Source organism: Acinetobacter sp. YH12205, assembly GCF_013418125.1.
GTDB lineage: Bacteria > Pseudomonadota > Gammaproteobacteria > Pseudomonadales > Moraxellaceae > Acinetobacter > Acinetobacter towneri.
Genome location: NZ_VPCQ01000011.1, coordinates 1 through 23,713 on the forward strand (window position 1 = coordinate 1; position 23,713 = coordinate 23,713).

Annotated in this window: 22 protein-coding genes and 1 pseudogene; 14 read left to right on the plus strand and 9 right to left on the minus strand. The window is 41.3% G+C overall.

What is annotated here, in order from left to right; translation table 11 throughout:
- Positions 1-391: 391 nt before the first annotated feature.
- Entirely contained in the window at positions 392-961 is a 570-nt protein-coding gene (locus FTU92_RS12210; protein WP_180096316.1) for a peptidylprolyl isomerase, read from the minus strand.
- Positions 962-1,059: 98 nt separating this feature from the next.
- On the opposite strand from FTU92_RS12210, the pseudogene FTU92_RS12215 reads away from it, so the two are divergent.
- A pseudogene (locus FTU92_RS12215) lies at positions 1,060-1,732 on the plus strand (acetoacetate decarboxylase family protein).
- Between the two features lie 40 nt (positions 1,733-1,772).
- On the opposite strand, the gene FTU92_RS12220 reads toward FTU92_RS12215, so the two are convergent.
- Positions 1,773-2,846, minus strand: coding sequence for an alpha/beta hydrolase (locus FTU92_RS12220; protein ID WP_131261892.1), 1,074 nt, complete (start codon positions 2,844-2,846; stop codon positions 1,773-1,775).
- A gap of 220 nt (positions 2,847-3,066) precedes the next feature.
- On the opposite strand from FTU92_RS12220, the gene FTU92_RS12225 reads away from it, so the two are divergent.
- The 5 genes from FTU92_RS12225 (at position 3,067) to FTU92_RS12245 (ending at position 8,384) form a co-directional block, all read left to right on the plus strand.
- Positions 3,067-3,534 carry a hypothetical protein gene (locus FTU92_RS12225; RefSeq protein WP_131261893.1) on the plus strand — a complete coding sequence of 156 codons (468 nt, stop codon included), beginning with the start codon at positions 3,067-3,069 and terminating at the stop codon, positions 3,532-3,534.
- Positions 3,535-4,100: 566 nt separating this feature from the next.
- Positions 4,101-4,673, plus strand: a complete 573-nt coding sequence (gene grpE / locus FTU92_RS12230; protein ID WP_256732321.1) for a nucleotide exchange factor GrpE — start codon at positions 4,101-4,103, stop codon at positions 4,671-4,673.
- Positions 4,674-4,794: 121 nt separating this feature from the next.
- Positions 4,795-6,732 (plus strand): molecular chaperone DnaK, encoded by a 1,938-nt coding sequence (gene dnaK / locus FTU92_RS12235; RefSeq protein ID WP_154321227.1) that lies wholly within the window; start codon positions 4,795-4,797, stop codon positions 6,730-6,732.
- 219 nt (positions 6,733-6,951) lie between these two features.
- Positions 6,952-7,866, plus strand: coding sequence for a matrixin family metalloprotease (locus FTU92_RS12240; protein ID WP_180096318.1), 915 nt, complete (start codon positions 6,952-6,954; stop codon positions 7,864-7,866).
- A gap of 140 nt (positions 7,867-8,006) precedes the next feature.
- Positions 8,007-8,384 (plus strand): hypothetical protein, encoded by a 378-nt coding sequence (locus tag FTU92_RS12245; RefSeq protein ID WP_162164695.1) that lies wholly within the window; start codon positions 8,007-8,009, stop codon positions 8,382-8,384.
- A gap of 70 nt (positions 8,385-8,454) precedes the next feature.
- Here the strand turns inward: FTU92_RS12245 and FTU92_RS12250 are convergent, their stop codons facing one another.
- From FTU92_RS12250 to FTU92_RS12265, 4 genes are all read right to left on the minus strand, one after another.
- On the minus strand, positions 8,455-9,741 hold the full coding sequence (locus FTU92_RS12250) for a lytic murein transglycosylase (RefSeq protein ID WP_004969803.1): 1,287 nt from the start codon (positions 9,739-9,741) through the stop codon (positions 8,455-8,457).
- A gap of 677 nt (positions 9,742-10,418) precedes the next feature.
- Complete coding sequence (locus tag FTU92_RS12255; RefSeq protein ID WP_154321228.1) at positions 10,419-11,540, minus strand: 5-(carboxyamino)imidazole ribonucleotide synthase; 1,122 nt, start codon at positions 11,538-11,540, stop codon at positions 10,419-10,421.
- 14 nt (positions 11,541-11,554) lie between these two features.
- Complete coding sequence (purE, locus tag FTU92_RS12260) at positions 11,555-12,067, minus strand: 5-(carboxyamino)imidazole ribonucleotide mutase (protein ID WP_019836195.1); 513 nt, start codon at positions 12,065-12,067, stop codon at positions 11,555-11,557.
- Between the two features lie 225 nt (positions 12,068-12,292).
- The gene (locus tag FTU92_RS12265; RefSeq protein ID WP_180096320.1) at positions 12,293-12,634 is read right to left on the minus strand and encodes a DMT family protein; all 342 of its coding nucleotides are present in this window, start codon (positions 12,632-12,634) and stop codon (positions 12,293-12,295) included.
- A 240-nt stretch (positions 12,635-12,874) separates the two neighbouring features.
- Between FTU92_RS12265 and mpl the strand changes: the two genes are divergently transcribed.
- Together mpl and FTU92_RS12275 are read left to right on the plus strand one after the other, a co-directional pair.
- Positions 12,875-14,245 carry a UDP-N-acetylmuramate:L-alanyl-gamma-D-glutamyl-meso-diaminopimelate ligase gene (gene mpl / locus FTU92_RS12270; RefSeq protein WP_004969796.1) on the plus strand — a complete coding sequence of 457 codons (1,371 nt, stop codon included), beginning with the start codon at positions 12,875-12,877 and terminating at the stop codon, positions 14,243-14,245.
- Between the two features lie 238 nt (positions 14,246-14,483).
- Positions 14,484-15,569 (plus strand): zinc-dependent alcohol dehydrogenase family protein, encoded by a 1,086-nt coding sequence (locus FTU92_RS12275; protein WP_180096322.1) that lies wholly within the window; start codon positions 14,484-14,486, stop codon positions 15,567-15,569.
- 161 nt (positions 15,570-15,730) lie between these two features.
- Here the strand turns inward: FTU92_RS12275 and FTU92_RS12280 are convergent, their stop codons facing one another.
- Positions 15,731-16,012, minus strand: coding sequence for a GNAT family N-acetyltransferase (locus tag FTU92_RS12280; RefSeq protein WP_004969793.1), 282 nt, complete (start codon positions 16,010-16,012; stop codon positions 15,731-15,733).
- 398 nt (positions 16,013-16,410) lie between these two features.
- Between FTU92_RS12280 and FTU92_RS12285 the strand changes: the two genes are divergently transcribed.
- The 4 genes from FTU92_RS12285 (at position 16,411) to FTU92_RS12300 (ending at position 20,077) form a co-directional block, all read left to right on the plus strand.
- Positions 16,411-17,376: a TerC family protein gene (locus tag FTU92_RS12285; protein WP_104852786.1), complete on the plus strand. Its 966-nt coding sequence runs from the start codon at positions 16,411-16,413 to the stop codon at positions 17,374-17,376.
- 161 nt (positions 17,377-17,537) lie between these two features.
- On the plus strand, positions 17,538-18,878 hold the full coding sequence (gene guaD, locus FTU92_RS12290) for a guanine deaminase (protein ID WP_180009222.1): 1,341 nt from the start codon (positions 17,538-17,540) through the stop codon (positions 18,876-18,878).
- Positions 18,879-19,095: 217 nt separating this feature from the next.
- A complete protein-coding gene (hpt, locus tag FTU92_RS12295) occupies positions 19,096-19,623 on the plus strand; it encodes a hypoxanthine phosphoribosyltransferase (RefSeq protein WP_004969787.1) in 528 nt (175 codons plus the stop codon).
- A 196-nt stretch (positions 19,624-19,819) separates the two neighbouring features.
- On the plus strand, positions 19,820-20,077 hold the full coding sequence (locus FTU92_RS12300) for a GlsB/YeaQ/YmgE family stress response membrane protein (RefSeq protein ID WP_154321231.1): 258 nt from the start codon (positions 19,820-19,822) through the stop codon (positions 20,075-20,077).
- A gap of 171 nt (positions 20,078-20,248) precedes the next feature.
- Here the strand turns inward: FTU92_RS12300 and FTU92_RS12305 are convergent, their stop codons facing one another.
- Positions 20,249-20,896: a DsbC family protein gene (locus tag FTU92_RS12305; RefSeq protein ID WP_373686064.1), complete on the minus strand. Its 648-nt coding sequence runs from the start codon at positions 20,894-20,896 to the stop codon at positions 20,249-20,251.
- A gap of 171 nt (positions 20,897-21,067) precedes the next feature.
- A complete protein-coding gene (gene dmeF, locus FTU92_RS12310) occupies positions 21,068-22,045 on the minus strand; it encodes a CDF family Co(II)/Ni(II) efflux transporter DmeF (RefSeq protein WP_180096333.1) in 978 nt (325 codons plus the stop codon).
- Between the two features lie 58 nt (positions 22,046-22,103).
- Here dmeF and FTU92_RS12315 point away from each other — a divergent pair, with 58 nt between their 5' ends.
- Together FTU92_RS12315 and FTU92_RS12320 are read left to right on the plus strand one after the other, a co-directional pair.
- Positions 22,104-22,370, plus strand: coding sequence for a metal/formaldehyde-sensitive transcriptional repressor (locus tag FTU92_RS12315; protein WP_004969779.1), 267 nt, complete (start codon positions 22,104-22,106; stop codon positions 22,368-22,370).
- A 103-nt stretch (positions 22,371-22,473) separates the two neighbouring features.
- Positions 22,474-23,661: an MFS transporter gene (locus tag FTU92_RS12320; protein WP_171287397.1), complete on the plus strand. Its 1,188-nt coding sequence runs from the start codon at positions 22,474-22,476 to the stop codon at positions 23,659-23,661.
- Positions 23,662-23,713: the final 52 nt, after the last annotated feature.

Sequence of the window (23,713 nt, forward strand, 5' to 3'; positions counted from 1 at the left end):
CAATTTTCTGACTTAAATTTCGCTCAAATAAACTTCGAGTAATTTAAACCAATCAATCAATGAAATATTTTCGATCAATCAATCAGTAAAAATCCACACAAGTTGTTCTTCATAATCTCTTAATGATCTCAATTTCTGCCTCGTCAGCAGAAATTTTAACGCAAAACACTTCTAACAACTCAACCCTGCAAGCTAAGTTCGTAGGCTGTTTTGTGTCGGGATTGGTGCATTATAGGGCAATTTCCTACACGTGCAAGTGCTTTTAACTGCTTGTTTTCACGAGTGTTGGATTTTTACGCACTATTTTGGTTCAAAAACACACAAAACTCGCACTAACCCTATAATTTTAAATTAAAAATATGTTTTTCATATTTTTGCAATCTAAATCCGCTTATTTTGTTGGGGCAGCCTCTTTCACTTTCACACTGAGTATTTTTACCGCTTGTTTCGGTACATTTTGATGCATGCCATAGTTGCCTGTTGGTACTTTTACAATTTTATCGACAACATCCATACCTTTAGTGACTTGACCAAATACCGCATAGCCTGCGTTACGTGGACTTCGATTTAAGAAATCGTTATCTACCACATTAATAAAGAATTGGCTGCTGGCAGAATCAGGATGATTCATACGTGCCATCGCCAAGGTACCACGGGTATTTTTCAATCCATTACTTGATTCATTACGAATGGTCGCTTTGGTTGGCTTTTCTTGCATATTGGCATCCATACCACCGCCTTGCACCATAAAGCCTGGGATAACACGATGGAAGATCGTACCATTATAGAAGTTTGACTTGGCATAGTTTTCAAAGTTCTTTGCAGAAACTGGGGCTTTGTCATTAAACAGTTCGATTTCAATATTGCCCATGCTGGTTGTCATTTCTACCACGATGTTGGCTGCCATCGTATTGAAGCTGATAAGCATTGCTGCCATGGTAAACATACTTTGTTTTAACATTTGCTGACCAATCCATCTGTGTTGTATTTGCATTGCATCTATATTAATAAGATTATGCGAATAAATCAGTGGTTATTTTTTATCACGCTGGAAAACTTATGTATAAAAATAATTCAGATCAGAGCCGACTGTGTCCAGCACCTTGGCAACTTCAAGGTGAAGCCTATATTTTAAATTATTGGCTCAGCCCACAATTTTTAAAACAGGCACAACCTTTTGGCTTAACACCTTCTTTTTTAGGACGTCTTGTTCAAGTCATGTGGGTGCGTTATCACGCTAGCCCCATTGGTGCTTACGATGAGCTGCTGATTTTAGATCATCCTTTATTTAGGCAGCGTCGTTTATCTACTATTCCTAAAATTTTCGTTTCAACCGAGTCTTCTGTGCAACACGGACAACAACTTTGGGGCATTCCTAAACAACTGGCAAACTTTGATTGGAATATTCAAGATCGACAGATAAGTTGCAAAATACAACACGCAGATTTGCAACTCGCCATTCAACTTGAAAAATGTAATAAGCAACACGGCTTTTATATTGATAGTCGCTACATCCCTGCTGCACTTTTAAAAATTCAGCAAACATGGCAAGGGAAATCCTATCAATTTAATCCTTCTTTTCGCGGCAGATTAATTCCACTCAAATATACATCTTGGCAATCGAATCCAAGTTTGTTTCCTGATTTTAATCAGGCACGCTTCATCAACGGTTTTTTACGTGCCTGAATTCGAGCTGACTTTTCCTGAAGCCGAAATCTCTACTCTGGTTTAATTGTTCCACGTGAAACAGATGAACAAAACCAACCTAAGATTTAGCTACGTGGTCGATCCCAAAATTTTCTAAAGTTTTTACACATTTCAATGCTGATTTTTTTGGCGCGACGCGACACAAAGGTCATGCTAATAAAACCATGTGTTTGATCTAAATATTCTACATATTTTACCGTGACAGCATGTTGACGTAATTTATGTGCATAAATTTCAGCTTCATCATGCAAAACGTCATGCCCTGCTGTGACCACAAAGGCAGGCGCTAGTTTTTTCAATTTGCCAAAAGTTGGCGAAATGATTGGATCATCCAAAGCGACCTGATGCTGTGTGACATAGTGCTGGGTGACAAAATCAATATCTTGTCCCGTCAACACCAAACCATCTTTATAAGCAAAGAATGAAGGATGGCGACTCTTAAAATCTAAGGCTGGATAAATTAAAAATTGTGCGTCAGGTGCATAGGCTGAATGAGCACTACGCTGTGCAACCACCGCTGCAATATTACCACCCGCACTATCGCCTGCCACCGCTATGCGATTTTTTAAAATTTTCATTTCTCGACGATGTTGATATGCCCATGCCAAAGCATCTTCACAGACTTGAATAATCTGCTGTGGACTAGCTTCAGGCGCGAGTGGATATTCCACACTCAACACTTGTGCATGGGCATGTACCGCCATTAAGCGGCAAAATTCGTCATGACTGTCTAAACCACCCACCACAAAACCACCACCATGATAAAACACGATTAAAGGCAATTTTTTATGTGGTGCAGGATGATAATAACGCGCTGCGATATTGCCACTGGCTAAGTTTAAACGGATTTCTTCAACTCGTTTGACCGCAGTTGGAGTGCTCAGAATAGATTGCATTTGTCGATCAAATGCCTGTCTAGACTGTACAGGGTCAGCACCAATAAAACCAATTTTCCCTTGTTTTAATTGTGCCGCCATCATGCATTTAATAAATGGATCAAGGTCTGGATAATGATACGGATAACCCAAAGCTTGAGCCAAAGTATGATGTACTCGACTTGGTAACTTATTTAATGCACGTGCAGCAGCACCTTGTCCTTTGTGCAATTTATTTTTGAGAGATGAATTCAAAATTTGCATGCCTGTTCCTTTTTATATGTCTGCATGATTTGCCTAAACGCTTCATAATTTCTTCATGATCAACAGCACAGTGACCATTTTGTTATACAAGTGCTTCAATCGTTATACACATTCAAATTACCTATACGCTACCCTGCTTTTATGACGCTGTCATTGACACTATTGCAGTCTATGTTTGATGTTTCAGACAAATTCACCTCATCAGCTCAGGAGGCAGAGCATGACTAAAAAATTAATCTTACTTTCATGTGCGACTGCTTTTTTAGCCGTAGGTTGCGTAGTCGTGCCTGACGAAGGTTACTACGATGGACGATATGAGCCACGCTATGATGATGATCATCGACGTTATGACAATGATCGGCAGCGTTGGGAATATCAACAAGGTAAAAATCGGGTTGAGTTAGAGCGTCGTAAACGTGAACTAGAACGTCGTGAATGGGAACAAAAACGACAACAGCAATTACAGCAACAACGCTATGAACAAGAGCGACAACGTTTAGCAGAGCAGCGTAAACGCTTATCGGAACAGCAGCGTAAACAGCTTGAGCAAAAGCGTAAGCAGCAAATTGAAGCTGAACAAAAAAAGCGTGAGGAAGCACGTAAACGCTGGCAACAACAACGTGATGCACAACAAAAGCGCTGGCAGGAAAACCGTAAAGACCGTGAACAACGACGTGATCGTGATTGAGTCTTGCAGCAAAGCAAAACAAATGAGGTAAAAAAAGGGCTTATTCAGAAGTTAGATAAGCCCCGAAAACACATTTAGCAATACACAAGAAACTACAGCGATATAGCATCTATGCGCAAAGAATAAGCAGTGTTAGGTTTTGTGTAAAATATATAATTACTCTCGATTAAGTTGTTTTAGCGATTAATCAACCAAAACTTAAAAACTCTAATCATACGCATGCACAATATAGTGAACAAACACCCAGTCGAATCCTGTTGATAAAACAGTGTTTTTAGCTATCTCCGTAATAAAAGCACTGGTTTAGCTGAATAATCAGCTCCCTATTACCATACTTTTTTAAACAAAAAAATATTATAAGTTTCAAAGTTTAATTTGCTTCATTCATCCGCCGACATCTTGATTCAAAATGTATTGTTTTGACCAAATTTCATGGCAATGAAAATTAATCTACTGGCACGCTTGAATTTTACCTGCCCTGCCCCGATTTCTTAGCTAATTACGAACTTCTCTAACCATGGCAGTTCAGCAATAACGCAGTTAGCACTGACGCCAAAGGACTGTACATGTTTAAAAACCCATTTAAACGGAGTAAATCAATGGCAACTGAGCAGAACGAACAAACTCAAGACCTTGAGCAAGAGCAGACGGAACAACAAACAGCGCAAGATACTGAGCAAGCAGAAGTTTCCGTTGAGTCTTTACAAGAACAACTGAGCAAACTTGAAGAAAACCTAAAATTGGAAAAAGCACGTACTGCCAATGCAGTTTACGAAGCGGAAAAAACCAAAGAGCGTTTAGAACGTGAAGCAGATACAGCTAAAAAGTTTGCTTTAGAAAAGTTTGCTAAAGAATTATTGGATTCTGTAGACAACCTTGAGCGTGCTATTGCCGCCAATGGTGATGAAAAAACTGCCTTGTCTGAAGGTGTGGAACTGACCTTGAAATCATTACTGACCACTTTAGAAAAGTTTGGTGTGGTGGTGATTGATACAGCCAATGGTTTCAATGCAGACCTGCATCAAGCCGTAGGGATTGATCCAAATGCAAAAGCCAATGAAATTGGCAACGTATTACAAAAAGGCTACACCTTACATGGTCGCTTACTCCGCCCTGCAATGGTGATGGTTGGCGCTTAAGCCTTATAAAATCGAGAGTTGATAAAAAATTTTCATCTAAACAACTTGAAAAATTTTGATTGGCTCTCATATCGAATAACAAGTGAAAACATTGCAAAAGAATTTTTGAGGAAACATCCAAATGGCTAAAATCATTGGTATTGACTTAGGTACAACTAACTCATGTGTAGCGGTACTTGAAGGCGACAAAGTTAAAGTAATTGAAAACGCAGAAGGCGCACGTACAACTCCATCTATTATTGCTTATAAAGATGGCGAAATTCTTGTAGGTCAATCTGCAAAGCGTCAGGCTGTAACTAACCCGAAAAACACATTATTCGCAATTAAGCGTTTGATTGGTCGTCGTTATGAAGACCAAGCGGTACAAAAAGACATTGGTCTTGTGCCTTACAAAATCATCAAAGCAGACAATGGCGATGCTTGGGTTGAAGTGAATGACAAGAAACTTGCACCACAGCAAATTTCTGCAGAAACTTTGAAAAAGATGAAAAAGACTGCCGAAGATTATTTGGGCGAAACAGTTACTGAAGCCGTGATTACTGTACCTGCGTACTTTAACGATGCACAGCGCCAAGCAACCAAAGATGCGGGTAAAATTGCAGGCTTAGAAGTTAAACGTATCATCAACGAACCAACTGCTGCTGCGCTTGCATTTGGTATGGACAAGAAAGAAGGCGACCGTAAAGTTGCTGTATATGACTTGGGTGGTGGTACTTTTGACGTATCGATCATTGAAATTGCAGACCTTGATGGCGACCAACAAATTGAAGTGTTATCAACCAACGGTGATACCTTCCTTGGTGGTGAAGACTTTGACAATGCCTTGATCGAATACTTGGTTGAAGAGTTCAAAAAAGAGCAAAACTTCAACTTGAAACAAGATCCATTGGCATTACAACGTCTGAAAGAAGCGGCTGAGAAAGCAAAAATCGAGCTTTCATCTTCAAATGCGACTGAAATCAACTTGCCATATATCACTGCAGACGCAACAGGTCCGAAGCACTTGGTGATGAACGTGACTCGCGCCAAACTTGAAGGTTTGGTTGCTGATTTAGTCGCTCGTACCATTGAGCCATGTAAAGTTGCGCTACAAGATGCAGGACTTTCAACTTCTGACATCTCTGACGTGATTTTGGTGGGTGGTCAATCACGTATGCCACTTGTACAACAAAAAGTACAAGAATTCTTTGGCAAAGAGCCACGTAAAGACGTAAACCCAGACGAAGCTGTTGCAATTGGTGCAGCAATTCAGGGTGCCGTATTGTCTGGTGACAAAACTGACGTATTGCTTCTAGACGTAACTCCGTTAACGCTTGGTATTGAAACTATGGGTGGCGTGTTGACGCCAATCATTGAGAAAAACACCACGATTCCTGCGAAGAAATCTCAAGTGTTCTCAACAGCGGCAGACAACCAGCCTGCAGTAGACATTTCAGTTTACCAAGGTGAGCGTAAAATGGCTCAACAAAACAAATTGTTGGGTAACTTCCAATTAGGTGACATTCCACCAGCGCCACGCGGTGTGCCACAAATTGAAGTTTCGTTCGACATTAACGCTGACGGTATCTTGAAAGTGTCTGCAAAAGACAAGAGCACAGGCAAAGAACAATCGATTCAAATTAAAGCAAACTCTGGTTTGAGCGATGCTGAAATTGAAGCGATGATTAAAGATGCTGAAGCAAATGCTGAAGAAGACCGTAAGTTTGAAGAACTTGCAAAAGCACGTAACGAAGCGGATGCTTTAGTTTCTTCTGCTCAAAAAGCAGTAAAAGACCTTGGTGAACAAGTGACTGCCGATGAAAAAACTGCGATTGAAACTGCAGTCACTGAGCTTGAAGCGACAACCAAAGAAAATGATGTAGATGCAATCAAAGCAAAAACTGAAGCATTGCAAAACATCATCATGCCAATTACACAACGTGCGTATGAAGCTGCACAAGGTCAAGGCGGTGCACAAGGTTTCGACCCAAATGCATTTGGCGGTGACGCAGGTCAACAAAAAGCCGATGATGGCGTTGTGGATGCTGAATTCACTGAAGTCAAAGATGATAAAAAATAATTTGTCGCTTTAACGCACATCAAAAACCGCGCTGCAAGCAATTGCAGCGCGGTTTTTCTTTTCGATATCCATACACTGACTTCAAGATTTAAATGAAAGAGCACAGACAATTGGACGCTCAACCGAGTACAATAGATAAAATGATGCTCTAACTGCAAATAGATTGAGTTTCTGCCCTACTTTCGGCTACAGTAAACCCAAAAAAGGATGCCGCTAGCAATGCGTTTGTTTCTATTGGGTGCAATCATACTGTTTTCTATCTTGCTGATTTATCAAAATATTCAACATCCTCATACACGACACAATACAGTACTGGATAGTTTGCAACATCCTTTAGATACTCGCTTACGTTATCGTATTGGAGAAATCGATCCGCGTTTTGGCTTAAGCCATGCCGATGTACTACAACTAAGTCAGGAAGCCACCCTGATCTGGACACAAGGGACGGGACAGGATTATTTTGTATATGATCCAAATGCCAAGCTCGCCATTCACTTGATTTATGATCAACATCAAGATGAATCCAACCAACGACAACAGCAACTTACAGCCATTGAACAACGCCAACAACACTGGAGCAATCAAAACCAAAATATTCAAGCACTAAAACAAGAAATTGCAGATAAAAATCAACAGCTTGATGCAAAAAAAATGCTATTTGAACAACAACTTGAACAATACAATCGTCAAGTACAGCAAATTAACCAAAGTGGTGGGCTACATCCTTCGCAACAGGAAGTTTTTGCAGCCAAAAAACAAGAAATCCAGCAAAACATGTGGAGTTTAGAACACGAAATGGCGCAATTTAATCAACAAATTAACCAACTCAACCAACAAGTCGATGCCCTCAATCAACTCAATCAGGACATTGATATTTCCATCCAGCAATTTAATGCACGTTTTCAGCCACGTTTATTTGATAAAGGCAGCTTTGATGGTCAGGCCATTCGGATTTATGAGTTTCAATCTAAAGATGATTTACGCTTAACTTTGGCGCATGAATTCGGCCATGCTTTAGGTTTAGCACACCATAACGACCCTTATGCCTTAATGTATCCAATGCTAAAAGATCAGCAGTTGCAGAATTTCCAACTGCGCCCTGCCGATCTCGATTTACTCCATGCACGGCATTGAGCAATCTGGCAAACTGAAGTGACTAAAACACAAAACTCCCCTCACCCTGTACGATAGTTGCATATCCATTACACGTGCAAAGGCAGCAAATTTACTCATTTCATGTTATTGTGAAGGCTCTGTATAACCCTGAACGATCTGTGGAGATTCATGTGAGTTACTACCATATCCTGATTGAAGTAAATGACCACATCAGCACGATTGAACAAAGCCGTGATATCGAAATTTTTGATATTGTTGAGCTTCAACCTTGTCTCCACTCGATTTTATTGCCGTATTTTAATGAGCAAGTGATTGAACTTGAAGATGAAAATATTGAATACAAAGATATTTTGCATCTTGAGGTTAGACAGACCTTATTACCAATTGAACACCTGATTGAAGAAGAACAGCGTTTGCTGCCAAGTGATACCGACATCACCATTTCAGCTTATGAAATTTTTAATAACAAAGAATTAAGCCAAGATGTCACGACTGTGATTTTTGATTTGCTTGAAGCAGTGAAAATTGAACCTTAATCCCCTGTTTTAAGACAAAAATTAAAAAGGTCTGCACATTTGCAGACCTTTTTTATGCAATCGCAACAACTTATTGCATCATTTGTTTGGCCGCTTCATTACGAAACGCTCTTAAAATTTGCTGCCCTGCCCGACCTGTTGCAGCCAAGCCGAGTCGAGTCTGTTCCTGACGAATCGCTTGACGGGTTTTGTCGCCAATTAAACCATCCACTTCACCAATGTCATAACCACGACTTAACAAAAAGCGTTGAATTTCACGGCGTTCTGCGCGGGATGTACCTGCATCATCGGTTGGCCAAGCGGTGCGGAATGCAGACTGCCCCATTAAACGATCTGATAAATGCGCAATCGCTAAGGCATAACTTTCTGCTGCGTTATAGCTATAAATGGCATCGAAGTTTCTAAACACTAAGAATACAGGGCCATTCGCACCTGCAGGTGCCATCAAGCCTGCCTGACTACTGCCCGATAAATTGCCCTGAATTAATGCCGAACCATCTGCACGAGTCAACCCACGATTAACCCAACTGCTGAGGGATTTTTTATTGCGTCGCCCTTCACCACTCAAAGACATGCCTGCAGGCACTTTGACTTCAAAGCCCCACGGCTGCCCTGTTTGCCAGCCGCGACGTTTTAAAAAGTTAGCGGTGGAAGCCAAAGCATCTGGAATACTAGATACTAAGTCACGGCGACCATCACCATCAAAATCGACCGCCAACTCATCATAGGTCGATGGCATAAACTGAGTATGCCCAAACGCCCCTGCCCATGAGCCTTTTAATTGTGATTCAGTGACATCACCACGTTGCAATAAACGCATGGTGGTAAAAAACTCACCTCGGAAATAGCTTTGACGGCGTCCTTCACAGCTCAAGGTACCTAGCGCTTGCAATAATGGATAGGATCCTGAAATCGCACCAAAGTTACTTTCTACACCCCAAACCGCCACTACGGTTTCTGCAGGTACGCCATAGGCTGCTGCAACACGATTGAGCACATCACGGTGCTGTGCCAATTTCTGCTGTCCTGCCTGCACGCGCTCATCATCGACCAAGCCTGAGAGATAATCCCAGATTGGCGTAGAAAATTCAGGTTGGTAATTTAAACGCTCAATGACGGAATAATCTGGGCTGAGATTTTGAGTATAGCGATCATAACTGCTGCCACTCACCCCTTTGGCAATGGCTTGGCTGCGTAAATTGGCCAAACAACTTTGAAAATGGTTTTGTGGTTGAAAATTTGCAGATGTACTGACCGTTGGTGTTACGGTGACAGATTTTCCATTGATAATCAGTTCTGCCTGAACCTGAGTAGCTGCCATTGCAGCTGTCGCAAAAATCACAGCGAAACGATGCATAATACCCTTTGATGTGTTTTGAATTTAAATCTTGGCTTTACCATAACACCTTCAGCCACAGAGATCAGATGAAAATCTGTAACTTTAAATTCATTTACACAGTTTTAAATTCATTTTCTCGTTTTAAATTTAAAACACTTATCCACAAGTACGGCATCTCACATTTTTAAATTCAAAATCACAACACATGATAAGACTTTTAAATTTAAAAGTTTAAATTCAAATTAAACCAACCCAAGTTATCCACAAAACACGACATTCACTACATATTTACGATGTATTACTTTGAATTTAAAAGTAGCTTTTTAAATTTAAAGATCAAAAGAGCCGCTACTTTATTTAAATTCAAAACTGCAGATCTATCTTTAAATTCATTTCTGATATTTAAATTCAAAGTTGAAGCATCGCTTTAAATTTAAAACGCGCTATTTGAATTTAAAGTTTTGAATTCATAATTATCATCTGTTTCCCATCAGACTTGTGCGCATTTTTATTTTAAGTATTGCTTTGCTACGGTGATGGTTGCTTATTCAGCCTGATCTATCTTAATCAACCTAAAATTACAGCGTCAATCCTAGACAGATTAACGGTAGAACACCTTAAAAATGGGCAGAATAAAAATGTGAGAGCATAAAAAAGCGCTCATCGTGATGAGCGCTTTGGCGTCATTTTTAAATTTACAAGCTCATATCAGCACTGAGCGCCAATGGATTTGGCAAAATTTTTGCCAATTGGCGGCATAAATCTGTCAACTCAGCAGCATCATTCGGCATTAAAGTAATATGCCCAATTTTACGACCTTCACGCTCAGTTTTATTGTACAAATGCAAATGTGCGCCATTCAATGCCAACACATCTTCAGTTTTGGGATGCTGACCAATAATATTGACCATCACCGTTGGACGTACCACTTCAGTTGAGCCTAACGGTAAACCTGCTACAGCACGAATATGGTTCTCAAACTGCGAACACACCGCGCCTTCAATTGACCAGTGACCTGAGTTATGCACACGAGGTGCCATCTCGTTGGCATACAAGCCCTTGTCAGTGACAAATAGCTCTAACGTCAACACACCTACATAATTCAAGTGATTGAGCAGGCGAGTGATATAGTCTTGTGCCGCAGGCTGCAAGTCAGCGCTGTTTGGTGCAGGGACAATCGAATGCGACAAAATACCGTTGTGATGATGGTTTTCTGCCAATGGCCAAGTTTTTACTTCACCATTTTGACCACGCACCGCAATAATAGATACTTCACGTGAAAAAGTAACAAAACTTTCTGCGATCAAGCTGCCTGCAGGGCCAAGTTCTGCCCATGCTTGTTCAATCTGATCTGCACTGCGCAGTACAAACTGACCTTTGCCATCATAGCCGCCTGTTGCGGTTTTTAGCACAATTGGCAGACCGAGTTCAGCTACAGCAGCCTGTAAACTTTCCAGCGAGTTGACGGCTTGGTACGGCGCAACAGGAATCGCCAATTCATCAAATAAGCCTTTTTCCAGCAAGCGGTTTTGGGCAATTGCCAAAGCCTGACGTGGTGGATGCAAGTCTTTGTGCTTAATCAATACATCAACATCAGCCAACGGAGTATTTTCAAACTCAAGGCTGAATACATCGGCACTGTGTATAAAATCTTGTAGGCTATTTTCGCTTTTGCTGGCAAAAACCTGACCCAAGGTTGCCGCTGGGCAATCTGGACTGGCTTCAAAAAAGGTACATTGAATATTTAAGGGTAAAGCCGCTTGTGCCATCATGCGACCCAATTGACCGCCACCAAAAATACCGATGGTCTTATCCATAGTAATTGTCCCGCTTAAGCCTGACCTGGAATATTGTTGCTTGAAACTTTCTCAGTTTGCGCGGCACGGAAATTGGCAACATTTTGTGCAATTTCTGGACGGGTTAAACCTAAAATTTGGGCTGCCATAATTGCCGCATTGGTTGCTCCCGCAGGACCAATCGCCAATGTACCTACGGCAATACCTGCAGGCATTTGCACAATTGAAAGTAATGAATCGACACCATTTAAAATTGAAGATTTCACTGGCACACCCAAAACAGGTAAATCAGTTTTAGCTGCACACATACCTGGTAAGTGTGCGGCACCACCAGCGCCTGCAATAATCACCTGAATGCCACGATCACGCGCTTGTTCAGCATATTCAAATAAGCGATCTGGGGTACGGTGTGCAGAAACGACTTCCGCTTCAAATGGGACACCAAGCTGCTTCAGCATATTGGCAGTGTGTTCGAGAGTTGCCCAATCCGATTGAGAACCCATGATAATTCCAACGAGAGGAGCGTCTTGTGCAGCGGCCGCGTTCATTACAAATATTCCAGAAACGAAACTAAGGAAAGAGAAATTCAGGCGAGAAAGCCAAGCTTGAATAAGAACTCCACATTATAGACTGATTTTTCGACTTGTTAAAATTGAACACGGCGACTCAACCGACTTTTTTGATTATTTTTATCTGGTTATTTTCTAATAATTAACCACAGGCTCACACCATTGCAGCTACGCGAGCTGTTTAAGCCATGCAAAAGCACCATTTTAATATGCTCGAAACACAAAATATACGCAGCCACATAAACATAAAGCTGCCCATAAATAATCCAGTTTAAAAGGTTGCTTAAACAAAAAAATCATAAACGGGACAAACACCAATAAAGTCACAACTTCTTGGGTAATTTTCATTTGACCTACCGCCCAGCCATGCTGCGCCAGCAAACGGGTAGCAGGAATCATCAAACTGTATTCAAACAGGGCGATCACCCAACTGAATAAAATAGCCTGCCACAGCGGCGCATCATGTGGTAAAAACTTGAGATGACCATACCACGCCAAGGTCATAAAACAGTTTGCAACCACCAAAAGTAAAAATGCTGAAGACATTGTGTCGTACTATCTTAAAAATTCAGTTTTATTTTACGAGCTATTTGCCATGAAAAATGCAAGAGCAGCAATTTTTTACATCGTTTGGCGCAGATTCAGCGCTGAAAAATCCCTGAAATGAGATACAAGAATCACTATCTTTTCGCCAAAACCCTTGCTATCGTTGCTTCAAATCAAGTTAATCACGACAACAGCACAAAAATACGTGATGTGTCTATAAAAGCAGTGGAGTAAGGCGGAATGCATCTGCATATTTTGGGTATTTGTGGCACATTTATGGGCTCATTGGCACTTTTGGCCCGCGATTTAGGACATACCGTCACAGGTTCAGACCAAAACGTCTATCCACCGATGTCGACTCAACTGGAAAATGCAGGCATTACCTTAATGCAAGGTTATGACCGCAGCCATTTACAACCGCATCCAGATTTAGTGATTGTGGGCAATGCCATGAAACGTGGGATTGATGCGGTTGAATACATGCTGAATGCAGGTTTACCGTATATTTCTGGCCCGCAATTTTTGGCCGATCATGTCTTGCAAGGCAAACACGTACTGGGCGTTGCAGGCACGCACGGCAAAACCACCACCACCACCATGTTGGCGTGGGTATTGGATCAGGCAGGCTTAGAACCGGGCTTTTTAATTGGCGGCGTTCCTTTAGGCTTTAGTGAAAGTGCACGTTTGGGTGCAGGCAAGTATTTCTGTGTCGAAGCCGATGAATACGACTCTGCGTTTTTTGATAAACGCTCCAAGTTCGTACATTACCATCCTAAAACCGCCATTTTAAATAACCTTGAATTTGACCATGCCGATATTTTTGATGATTTGGCCGCAATTCAAAAACAATTCCATCATTTGGTGCGTACCATCCCAAGTGAAGGGCGCATTATTGCCCCAATTACAGAAACCCATATTGATGAAGTGTTAGAAATGGGTTGCTGGACACCTGTGCTACGTACTTCGCTCAATGCAGATCCACAAGCGGAACTGTATGCAGAACAACTTGCAGCAGATGGTTCACATTTTAAAGTTCTGAAAAATGGTGTGCTACAAGGTGAAGTGCGCTGGAATATGACAGGGCAACACAGTGTCGCCAATGCCTTGGCAACCATCGCCGCAGCAGAGCATGTTGGGGTTGCAATTGAAACCGCATGTGCAGCGCTGTCCAATTTTGGTGGGGTGAAACGCCGTATGGAGTTATTAGGCACCATACGCGGCATTGAAGTCTATGATGACTTTGCCCACCATCCAACCGCAATTGAAACCACACTGGACGGCGCACGTAAGCGTTTGGGTGAGCGTAAGCTTTGGGCGATTATTGAACCACGTTCCAACACCATGCGCATGGGCAGTCATAAAGAGGGCTTGGCAGATTCAGCACGTTTGGCGGATGCTGTGATTTGGTATCAACCTGAAGGTTTAGACTGGGATTTACAGCCTGTGGTTGCGGCTGCTCGCAATCATGCGGTGGTGGCCAATACTTTGGATGAAATTATTCAAAAAATCGTGAGCCAAGCAGGTGAGGGCGATGCAGTGGTGATTATGTCAAATGGTGGATTTGGTGGTTTACATCAAAAACTCATTCAAGCGTTGCAACACACGGCTTAAAATCGCTTAAACTGATTTAAAACTCTTTCAAAAAAAATCCCCTGTTTTTGGCAAAAAATAGGGGATTTTTATATTAATTATAAACTTATATATTATAATTATTAAAAGCAACAATACTGCTCATGAACTTGTCATCTTGACCTGTTACTTTAAAAAGATTACATCCTGCGAGCATGACGGTTGCTACAGGTTGGCTGCTGGATGTCTTTCATCATTATTACTAAGAAGGATGGTCACAATGTCAAAAACAATGAAAGCCATGGTCTACCACGGCGCCAATGATATTCGTTTTGAAGAACGCCCACGTCCAGAAATTTTACAACCAACAGATGCCGTGATTCGTCTCACCAAAACTACCATTTGCGGTACTGACTTAGGTATTTGGAAAGGTAAAAACCCAGAAATTCAAGACACTGCAGTTGCCAAGACAGGGCAATTTGATGGCCGTATTTTAGGTCACGAAGGCATCGGGATTGTTGAAGAAGTCGGTTCGGCAGTCAAAAATTTCAAAAAAGGCGACAAGGTGATTATTTCTTGTGTCAGCCGTTGTGGTACTTGTGAAAACTGTCAAAAACAACTCTATGCACACTGCCAAAATGAAGGCGGTTGGATCATGGGATATATGATTGATGGTACTCATGCTGAATATGTCCGTACTCCATTTGCAGACACTTCTTTATATTTGCTGCCTGAAGGTTTAAATGAAGAAGTTGCGGTTTTCTTGTCTGATGTATTGCCAACTTCACATGAAATTGGTGTGCAATACGGCAATGTTAAACCTGGTGATACCATTGCAATTGTGGGTACAGGTCCAATTGGCATGGGTTGTCTGCTTACCGCACAGTTCTATTCTCCTGCACAAATTATCGCAGTCGATATGGACGATAACCGCTTGGCGATGGCAAAAGAGTTGGGTGCAACCCATACCATTAACTCTGCCAAAGAAGATGCGGTACAACGTATTTTAGAGATTACAGGTGGTCGCGGGGTAGACTGTGCCATGGAAGCTGTAGGTGTCGAAGCCACTTGGGATATTTGCCAAAATGTCGTGAAAGAGGGCGGACATATTGCCAATGTGGGCGTACATGGTAAGTCGGTAAATTTTGAGTTAAACAAACTCTGGATTAAAAACCTGACCATCACTACGGGTTTGGTGAATACCAATACGACAGGTATGCTGTTAAAAACCTGCTGTTCAGGCAAATTACCTTTAGAAAAACTGGCAACGCACCATTTTAAATTCTCTGAATTTGAAAAAGCCTATGATGTGTTTAAACATGCTTCAGATGAAAATGCCATGAAAGTGATGATTAATTACGAATAATCTTGGCTTAACTATGTTACAAAAAAGCCAATCTACGCGCTGTGGATTGGCTTTTTTGGGCTTTTATAATATTTTCAAGAAAATTTTAGACTGCACGACAGACGAAGTCTGCATGCTGTTTTAATACCAACACATTAGATTATTTCAACGTAGAAAGACTTTTAAGCCACGACATCAGCATATTGTGTATCTGTTTCAAAAGCCGTCTCAATATAAGAGCACACGGGTACAATTTTTAGCTGCTTTTCACGTGCAAAGGCGACCAAAATATCTAATAGCTGACGGGCAACCCCTTGACCTCGTAATGTCAGATCGACCCAAGTGTGATCTGCTAAAATAGTGTGATCATCTTGATATTGATAAGTAATTTCAGCGATATGCCGACCATCTCGTTCAATAAAAAACTCGCCACCGCGTTGGGTTTCTTGATGTTGAATTTGCATAAGTCCACCTATCAAACTAAATCTATTTTTTCAATTTGCCACACTCTTTACGAAATATTGTGCTGAATTTGTACAAATTAAAGTGATTTACCATACAGAATAAATTGCACAACACTTAAAATTATGTAATTCTTTACGCAGATTTAGGCAGCGTCCTAATCCCAAATTATGTTGAACAAGGGGAGTAGCCTCCTCCAAGCGTTAAAATATAACTTTAACGTGTCAGCGTTTCGTCATTACACTTTGCAAAAAGTCGGACGCTGAGCATAGTGCACATACTTGTTGATACAAGTCCGCTCTATGTAGGCAAGACCTTGATCATGTTGTTACAGATGTTTGAAATCATCTGACAACAGGTCAAGGTTTTTTTGTGGCCAGTTGTTGGATGTGGAGATTGTATGGAATCCATCGGCAATTTATGGCTATATCTGGTCTTTTTTGCAATTGTTGCAGTCATGCTCGCCATTGACTTCTTAGGCTTTAAACAAAAAGCAGGCGAATCGGTCAAAGTCAAAACCGCTGCGTATTGGAGTATCGCCTGGGTCAGTGTGGCAGCTTTATTTGGTGGCGGTTTATGGCTGTATCTTAAACACAGCGTTGGGCTAGAAGTCGCCAACACCAAAGTCATGGAATACTTTGCGGGTTATTTGCTGGAAAAATCACTGGCGATTGATAATGTATTCGTTTGGTTGATGATCTTCGCCGCATTCGCCATCCCACCGGGCTTACAGCGTAAAATTTTACTCTACGGCGTACTGGGCGCAATTATTCTCAGAACCATTTTTATTTTTATTGGAGCTTGGTTTGTACAAGAATTCTCCTGGATTTTGTATATTTTTGGCGCATTTTTGGTCTACACAGGCTTTAAATTCTTAAAAGGTCCAGAGCAAGAAGCCAGCAATATTGAAGATATGGCGTTGTTGAAATGGCTACGCAAACACATGCGTATTACCCCAACACTGGAAAAAGATCAGTTTTTTGTGCGCCAAAATGGTGTACTTTGGGCAACGCCATTATTTTTAGTTTTAATTTTGGTCGAAGCATCTGACGTTATTTTTGCCGTGGATTCTATCCCTGCAATTTTTGCCGTGACCACCGATCCCTTTATTGTACTCACCGCAAATCTTATGGCTATTTTGGGCTTACGTGCCATGTTTTTCTTGCTCTCAGGCGCAGCCACTAAAATGCATTATTTGCCGTATGGGCTGGGTTTAATTCTGCTATTTATTGGCTTTAAAATGCTGATGTTAGATGTATTCCACATGCCTATCTGGATTTCACTCGGCTTTATTGTACTCGTACTGACAATCACTGCGTGGTTATCAATTCGACATAGTCGAAAACACCATGAAACCACATTATAAAATTTAACAGTCCTCATCATCGTTGCAAGCCTTCTTTCGAGAGGGCTTTTTTATATCAATTGAGCTAAGTTTTAATTTACCGTACGATAAATTTTATCATACTGCTACAAGCCACATTTAAGGTACAATCTCTTGAAAAAATGAAAAATGTAGGTTGTTTTATGCCATCTCCTGTACAACGCACCGCAATTCGTGGTCGCTTTCTTGATTTCAAAAACTGTACCAGCCAAGCCGATCAAATTTCAGAACAAGTCCGTTATGTAGACGATGGCTTGTTAATTTGCGAACAAGGCAAAATTCAGTGGTTTGGTTCATGGCAAGAAGGGCAGGCACAGCTAAACGCCAACACTGAGTTCCAACATTATCCTGACCATCTCATTGTGCCTGGCTTCATCGACACCCATATTCATTTTCCACAGACTGAAATGATTGGCGCGTATGGTGAACAATTACTGGAATGGCTGAATACTTATACTTTTCCGACTGAACTGCAATTTGCAGATAAAGCCTATGCTGATCAGATTGCACAATTTTTTGTGCAGGAATTACTGAAAAATGGCACCACCACAGCTTTGGTGTTTTGTACGGTACATCCTGAATCGGTAGATGCGTTGTTTGAAGCGGCAGCACAACATCAAATGCGTTTAATTGCAGGTAAAGTGCTGATGGATCGGCATGCACCTGAAGCATTGTGTGACAGTGCAGACTCAGGCTATACAGACTCTAAAGCGTTGATTGAAAAATGGCATGGAAAAGGACGTAATCTCTACGCGATTACGCCACGTTTTGCACCGACTTCTAGCCCTGAGCAACTGGCGCGGGCAGGGCAACTCAAAGCCGAATATCCCGATGTTTATGTACATACCCATTTAAGTGAAAATCACAATGAAATTGCGTGGGTGAAACAATTATTTCCAGAGCAAAATGGATATTTAGATGTTTATCATCACTATGGTTTAACAGGTTCACGTTCGGTTTTTGCGCATTGTGTGCATTTAGAAGAACATGAATGGCAATGTCTGCATCATACCGATTCTGCAATTGCCTTTTGTCCAAGCTCCAATTTATTTTTGGGCAGCGGTTTATTTCCGCTGCATAAAACTTGGGAGCGACAGGTGAAGGTCGGTTTAGGTACAGATATTGGCGCAGGCACCACGTTTAATGTACTGCATATCCTCAATGAAGCCTATAAAGTACAACAACTGCAAGGGGCAAAACTCTCTGCTTTTGAAGCGTTGTATCACGCCACATTAGGTGCTGCCAAAGCTTTGGACTTAGACGATAAGCTGGGGAATTTTAAGGTAGGCAAAGAAGCCGATTTTGTGGTGCTGGATTTAAATGCCACCGCTTTACAACGCTTACGACAACAACGTTCCAAACATCTTGAAGATGCATTATTTGCCCTCATTACTTTAGCAGATGACCGTAATATTCATGCGACCTATATTTATGGACAACGTGCCTACTACCAACCCGATCAAAACTCAGCAGCAGGTGGCTAAACCTACGCAACCCTCGTATATAAAACCCATCGGATGGGCAATGCTGATACTCGGTTGTGCCTTGTTGTTACGCACAGATTCTCACCCAGCACAAAAATGATGCTATTTTAACCATGCAAGCACGTGCAACATCGCGCAAGATATATTAAAATTAGCGCATATTTTGGGGTGTTGCAGGTCAACACCTTTTTTATTTTTGCTTTTTAGGTATCTACCCATGACAGTTGAAATGCAGGTTTTGATTTCTGCAGAAGAAATCCAAACAAAAGTTCAGGAACTTGGTCAAAAAATTAATGCTCATTATGCCAATAGCGACAAAGAGTTGGTTTTAATTGGCTTATTACGTGGTTCTGTATTGTTCATGGCAGATTTATGCCGCACCATTCAAAAGCCGCATGAACTGGATTTTATGACTGTATCCAGCTACGGCGGGGGCACGGTGTCATCGCGTGATGTGAAAATTTTAAAAGATTTAGATGGTGAAATTCGCGGTAAAGATGTTTTGGTAGTTGAAGATATTATCGACTCGGGCAACACCCTAAATAAAGTGATGGAAATTTTGCAAACCCGCGAGCCAAATTCAATTGAGCTATGTACCTTAATTAGCAAGCCATCACGCCGTGAAATTGAACTTGAAGTTAAATTCATGGGCTTTGAAATTGAAGATAAGTTTATTGTCGGTTATGGCTTAGATTACGACCAGAAATATCGTCATATTCCGTTTATTGGCGAAATTGGCTTATAAAACAAACACGCCTCGCTTAAAAAAAGTGATCGTTTCAGATCACTTTTTTTATGGCTAAAATTTGCATTTCATCTATCTAACAGGACAAAAACACAACATGCTGTAGCATTATTCGACTATTTTCCTTGGGATTTTTCAGCAAAAATAAGTCTGAAACATGATGTAAAACATAAACAAAGATAACAAGGAGCTGCTCATGTGGTCATTAATTGTCGCAATTGTGGTGGGTTTTATTGCAGGTTTAATCGCCCGTGCGATTCATCCTGGAGATGACAAAGCAGGGTTTATTGTCACAACCTTACTCGGGATTGCAGGGTCTTTATTGGCAACCTATGCAGGGCGTATGATGGGATTGTACGGTGATGGTTCTGCCGCAGGTTTTATTGCTTCCATCATTGGTGCGCTGATTATTCTGTTTATTTATAATACTATTAAGAAAAAATCACGCGCTTAAATACTGTTTAACGACTGTGATTTTTCAGTCAAACATCGTCTATCCTCATAAAAAAACTGCCTAAAAATTAAGGCGGTTTTTTATATCTACTTCGCAATCACAAATTTCAGGTTTGCTCTGATACACACTTCACAATTGTAGTTGCTAATATCAGATAAAAAATAGCTAGTCTTAAGGACCGAATTCTTTAAAGATCTGTTCAATTTGTGCCGCAGGATATGCTCCCATAACTTTAAAGCCATTCGAGAAAATAATTGCTGGCGTACCATTTATACCTAAACGATGCGCTAAAGCCATGTTGCGTTCCACAGGGTTAGCACAACTGCTTTGACTTGTAGGCAATTGTGCTTTTGTGATCAGATTTTCCCAAGCAAGGGCAGGGTTTTTCTCACAATACACCTGTTTAGACGGCGCAACAGATTGCGCTTTTAACGGCAAAATAAAAGTATAAATCGTAATGTTATTCAGCTTTTTCAGTTCAGCCTCAAGCTGTTTACAATATGGGCAATTTGGGTCAGAAAAGATCGCAATCTGACGTTTCCCCGTACCTCGCACACTTTTGATTGCATCTTGTAACGGTAACTTTTTCCAATCGACACTATTTTGTTGGATCAATAAATCTTTGGTCAAGTTATGCTGATCCTTTAAACGAATCATTGAACCCGCCAAAATATGTTGAGCATCTTCATTCAAATACACCACTTGACCATCCATAGAGGCACTGTAAATACCTTTCATTTCTGTGGCTTGAATATTGTCTAATTTCAGTTGCGGATGCTGTTGTTTGACATTTTTGCTAACCGTTGCAACATCGGCCATGCTCACGGCGCTGCATAATCCCATTAAGGCAGCTAAACTCAATTGTTTAATCATGTGTTTCATCTAAATAAATTAAATTTAGCCTGATTCTAAGCTGAAAGCTGCACAGAATTCAGTATTTTTAAGCCAGAATTACGCAATTGCTACAACTCGTTTTTGCTATGCAACGCTTTAGGTTTCACGTGGAACGTTCAAACCCGATGGCGGATTGATTTCTACAGAAATATGCACAATTTCTTCATGAATGGCGAGGGCAGTGCGGACTTGATCTGCGTCTAAATCGTGTGCGGTTTCCAATGCTAAAATACAGGAAAATTTACCCTGTCCGACTTTCCAAACGTGTAAATCAGTGATCACCACACTGACTGGTAACTCTGCGATCACTTCACGAATTTCTTCCACCACAGGATGATCCATTTCTGCATCCAGCAATGTTTTCCCTGTTTCCTGCATCAAACCTATCGCCCAACGCGCCACTAAAATTGAACCAACAATACCTAACAGTGCATCTAGAAAATCCCAGCCCCAATATTTACCCGCAATTAAAGCAATAATCGCAAAAATTGAAGTCACCGCATCTGCCACCACATGCATAAAGGCGGCTTTTTGATTCAGGTCATGGCTGTCATGCGTATGCTCATGATGGTGATGGTGATGGTGATGGTGATGGTGATGGTGATGGTGATGGTGATGGTGATCATCTTCATGTAATAACCATGCACAAATCAAATTGACCAATAACCCTAAAATTGCAATTGGGATGGCTTGGTTATACTGAATATCGACAGGAAAAAATAAACGCTCGATAGAGTGAATTGCCATAAATGCAGCCACCACCAACAATAAAATGGCGCTGCTATAGCCAGCTAAAATTTCAATTTTCCATGTACCAAAACTAAACCGTGTATCTGCTGCATAATGACGTGCTGCCCGATAGGCAAAATAAGCCAAGCCTAGCGCCAGCATGTGTGAGCTCATGTGCCAGCCATCCGCTAGCAAAGCCATGGAATGAAAAATCCAACCACCCAAGATTTCCAAGAACATCATGACAGCCGTCAGCAAAGCCGCATATAATATTTTTTTCTGCGCCAGCGGATTGCCTTGATCGAATTGATGTGGATGGATACGATGAGAGTGTTGCTGACGCATAATGGGAAATCATTGTTAAATATACTCCCATAGAGTATATAAAAATTGAGGTGATGTGTTGGGTCATTTACATACAGATAAGAAAATTTTAAATCGCGTCAAACGCCTACAAGGACAAATTGGGGCAGTAGAACAAGCACTTCACAATCCTGATCATGGCTGTATTGAAGTTTTACAACAAGTCGCAGCCATTAAAGGTGCGGTCAATGGTTTGATGAATGAGTTAATCGAATCGCATTTACGCCATCATGTGATTGGTGATCAATGCGCGATTGATGAACATGAACTGGAAGAGTTTATGAAATTGCTGAAACGCTATGCTTAAACACAAATAGGCTTGACCAGATTCAAGGCTTGTCTTTACACTGAGTGATATTTCTCACTATATGAGACTAAACTCAACAGTTTAGCCATCAATCGAGTTTTTTATGACTCAATCTCAATCTTGGCATCCTTTTGTGATGATCAGCCTCGCCCTGATTATTGGCACCATGGGCACGGCACTTGCAAGCCCACTGTATCCAATTTATCAGGAACTGTGGCAGCTTTTACCTAGCCATATCACCTTTATTTTTGTGGCGTATATGCTCGGTTGTTTGGCTACCTTGCTCTTTTTAGGACGTACCAGCAACAGTATTGGCTTCTTAAAAACCCTAGAATTGGGTTTAGTCATCATCACCCTCGGACTGATTCTGTCGATGTTTGCCACCAATGCACTTTGGCTTGCTTTGGGGCGTTTTGTGATTGGGATTGCTTCAGGTCTTATGACCACATCGGCGTTAATTGGCTTAATGTGGAGTATCCCCGAATCACATAAAGCACATGCGCCACAGCTCAGTTCAGTCATTACCGCAGTCGGGTTTGGCTTAGGCCCTTTGCTTGGTGGCGGTGTGGCACAATTTTCAGCAGCACCTTTGTTTAGCCCATATATTCCAGTCATTTTGGGTGCTGTCCTGTGTTTTATTGGATTGTTACGTTTAGCGCCACCTGAATTTACACCACAAGCCTTCTCGATTGCCCCAAAATTAGAACGCCCAGAACCACGCTTTCATGCAGAATTTTATATTACAGGTTTAACTGCATTCTGTGCCTTTGCTGCCTTTAGTTTATTTGCTTCGCTCTCTCCCTCTTTTGTGCAAGTGATTATTCCGTGGCACGGGCCTTTGGTCAGTGGTTTGGCTATCACCTGTATTTTGCTGATTTCAGCGCTGGTGCAGTATTTTTCCAAAGCCATTCCTGCACAAAAATGTCTAAATTATGGGCTGTATTTGCTGTTATTGAGTTTATTGGTACTCGGTTTATGCATGTATTTACACTGGAGTTTTCTATTTTTTGTGAGTGATGTGCTGCTTGGCATAGGACATGGATTGGCATTGATTGGCGCTTTTGGCTTAATTCATGCCATGACCAATCTACAGAATCGCGCTGCAGTGATGTCGACCTATTTATTTGTGGGCTATTTAGGCACAATTCTGCCAATTATTGCAGTCGGTTATTTGGCCGATCATTTCGGTTTAACCACCGCCGTACTTAGCTTTTGTGCAGCCATCTGCTTACTGTGTGGCTACATCATTATTTGGTATCGCCAATTGCAGAACAAACCTGTTTTAGGATGAAGTTTCATCTAAACGACAAACTAAAATCAGGACAAGGTTTGGATCAGCTGAG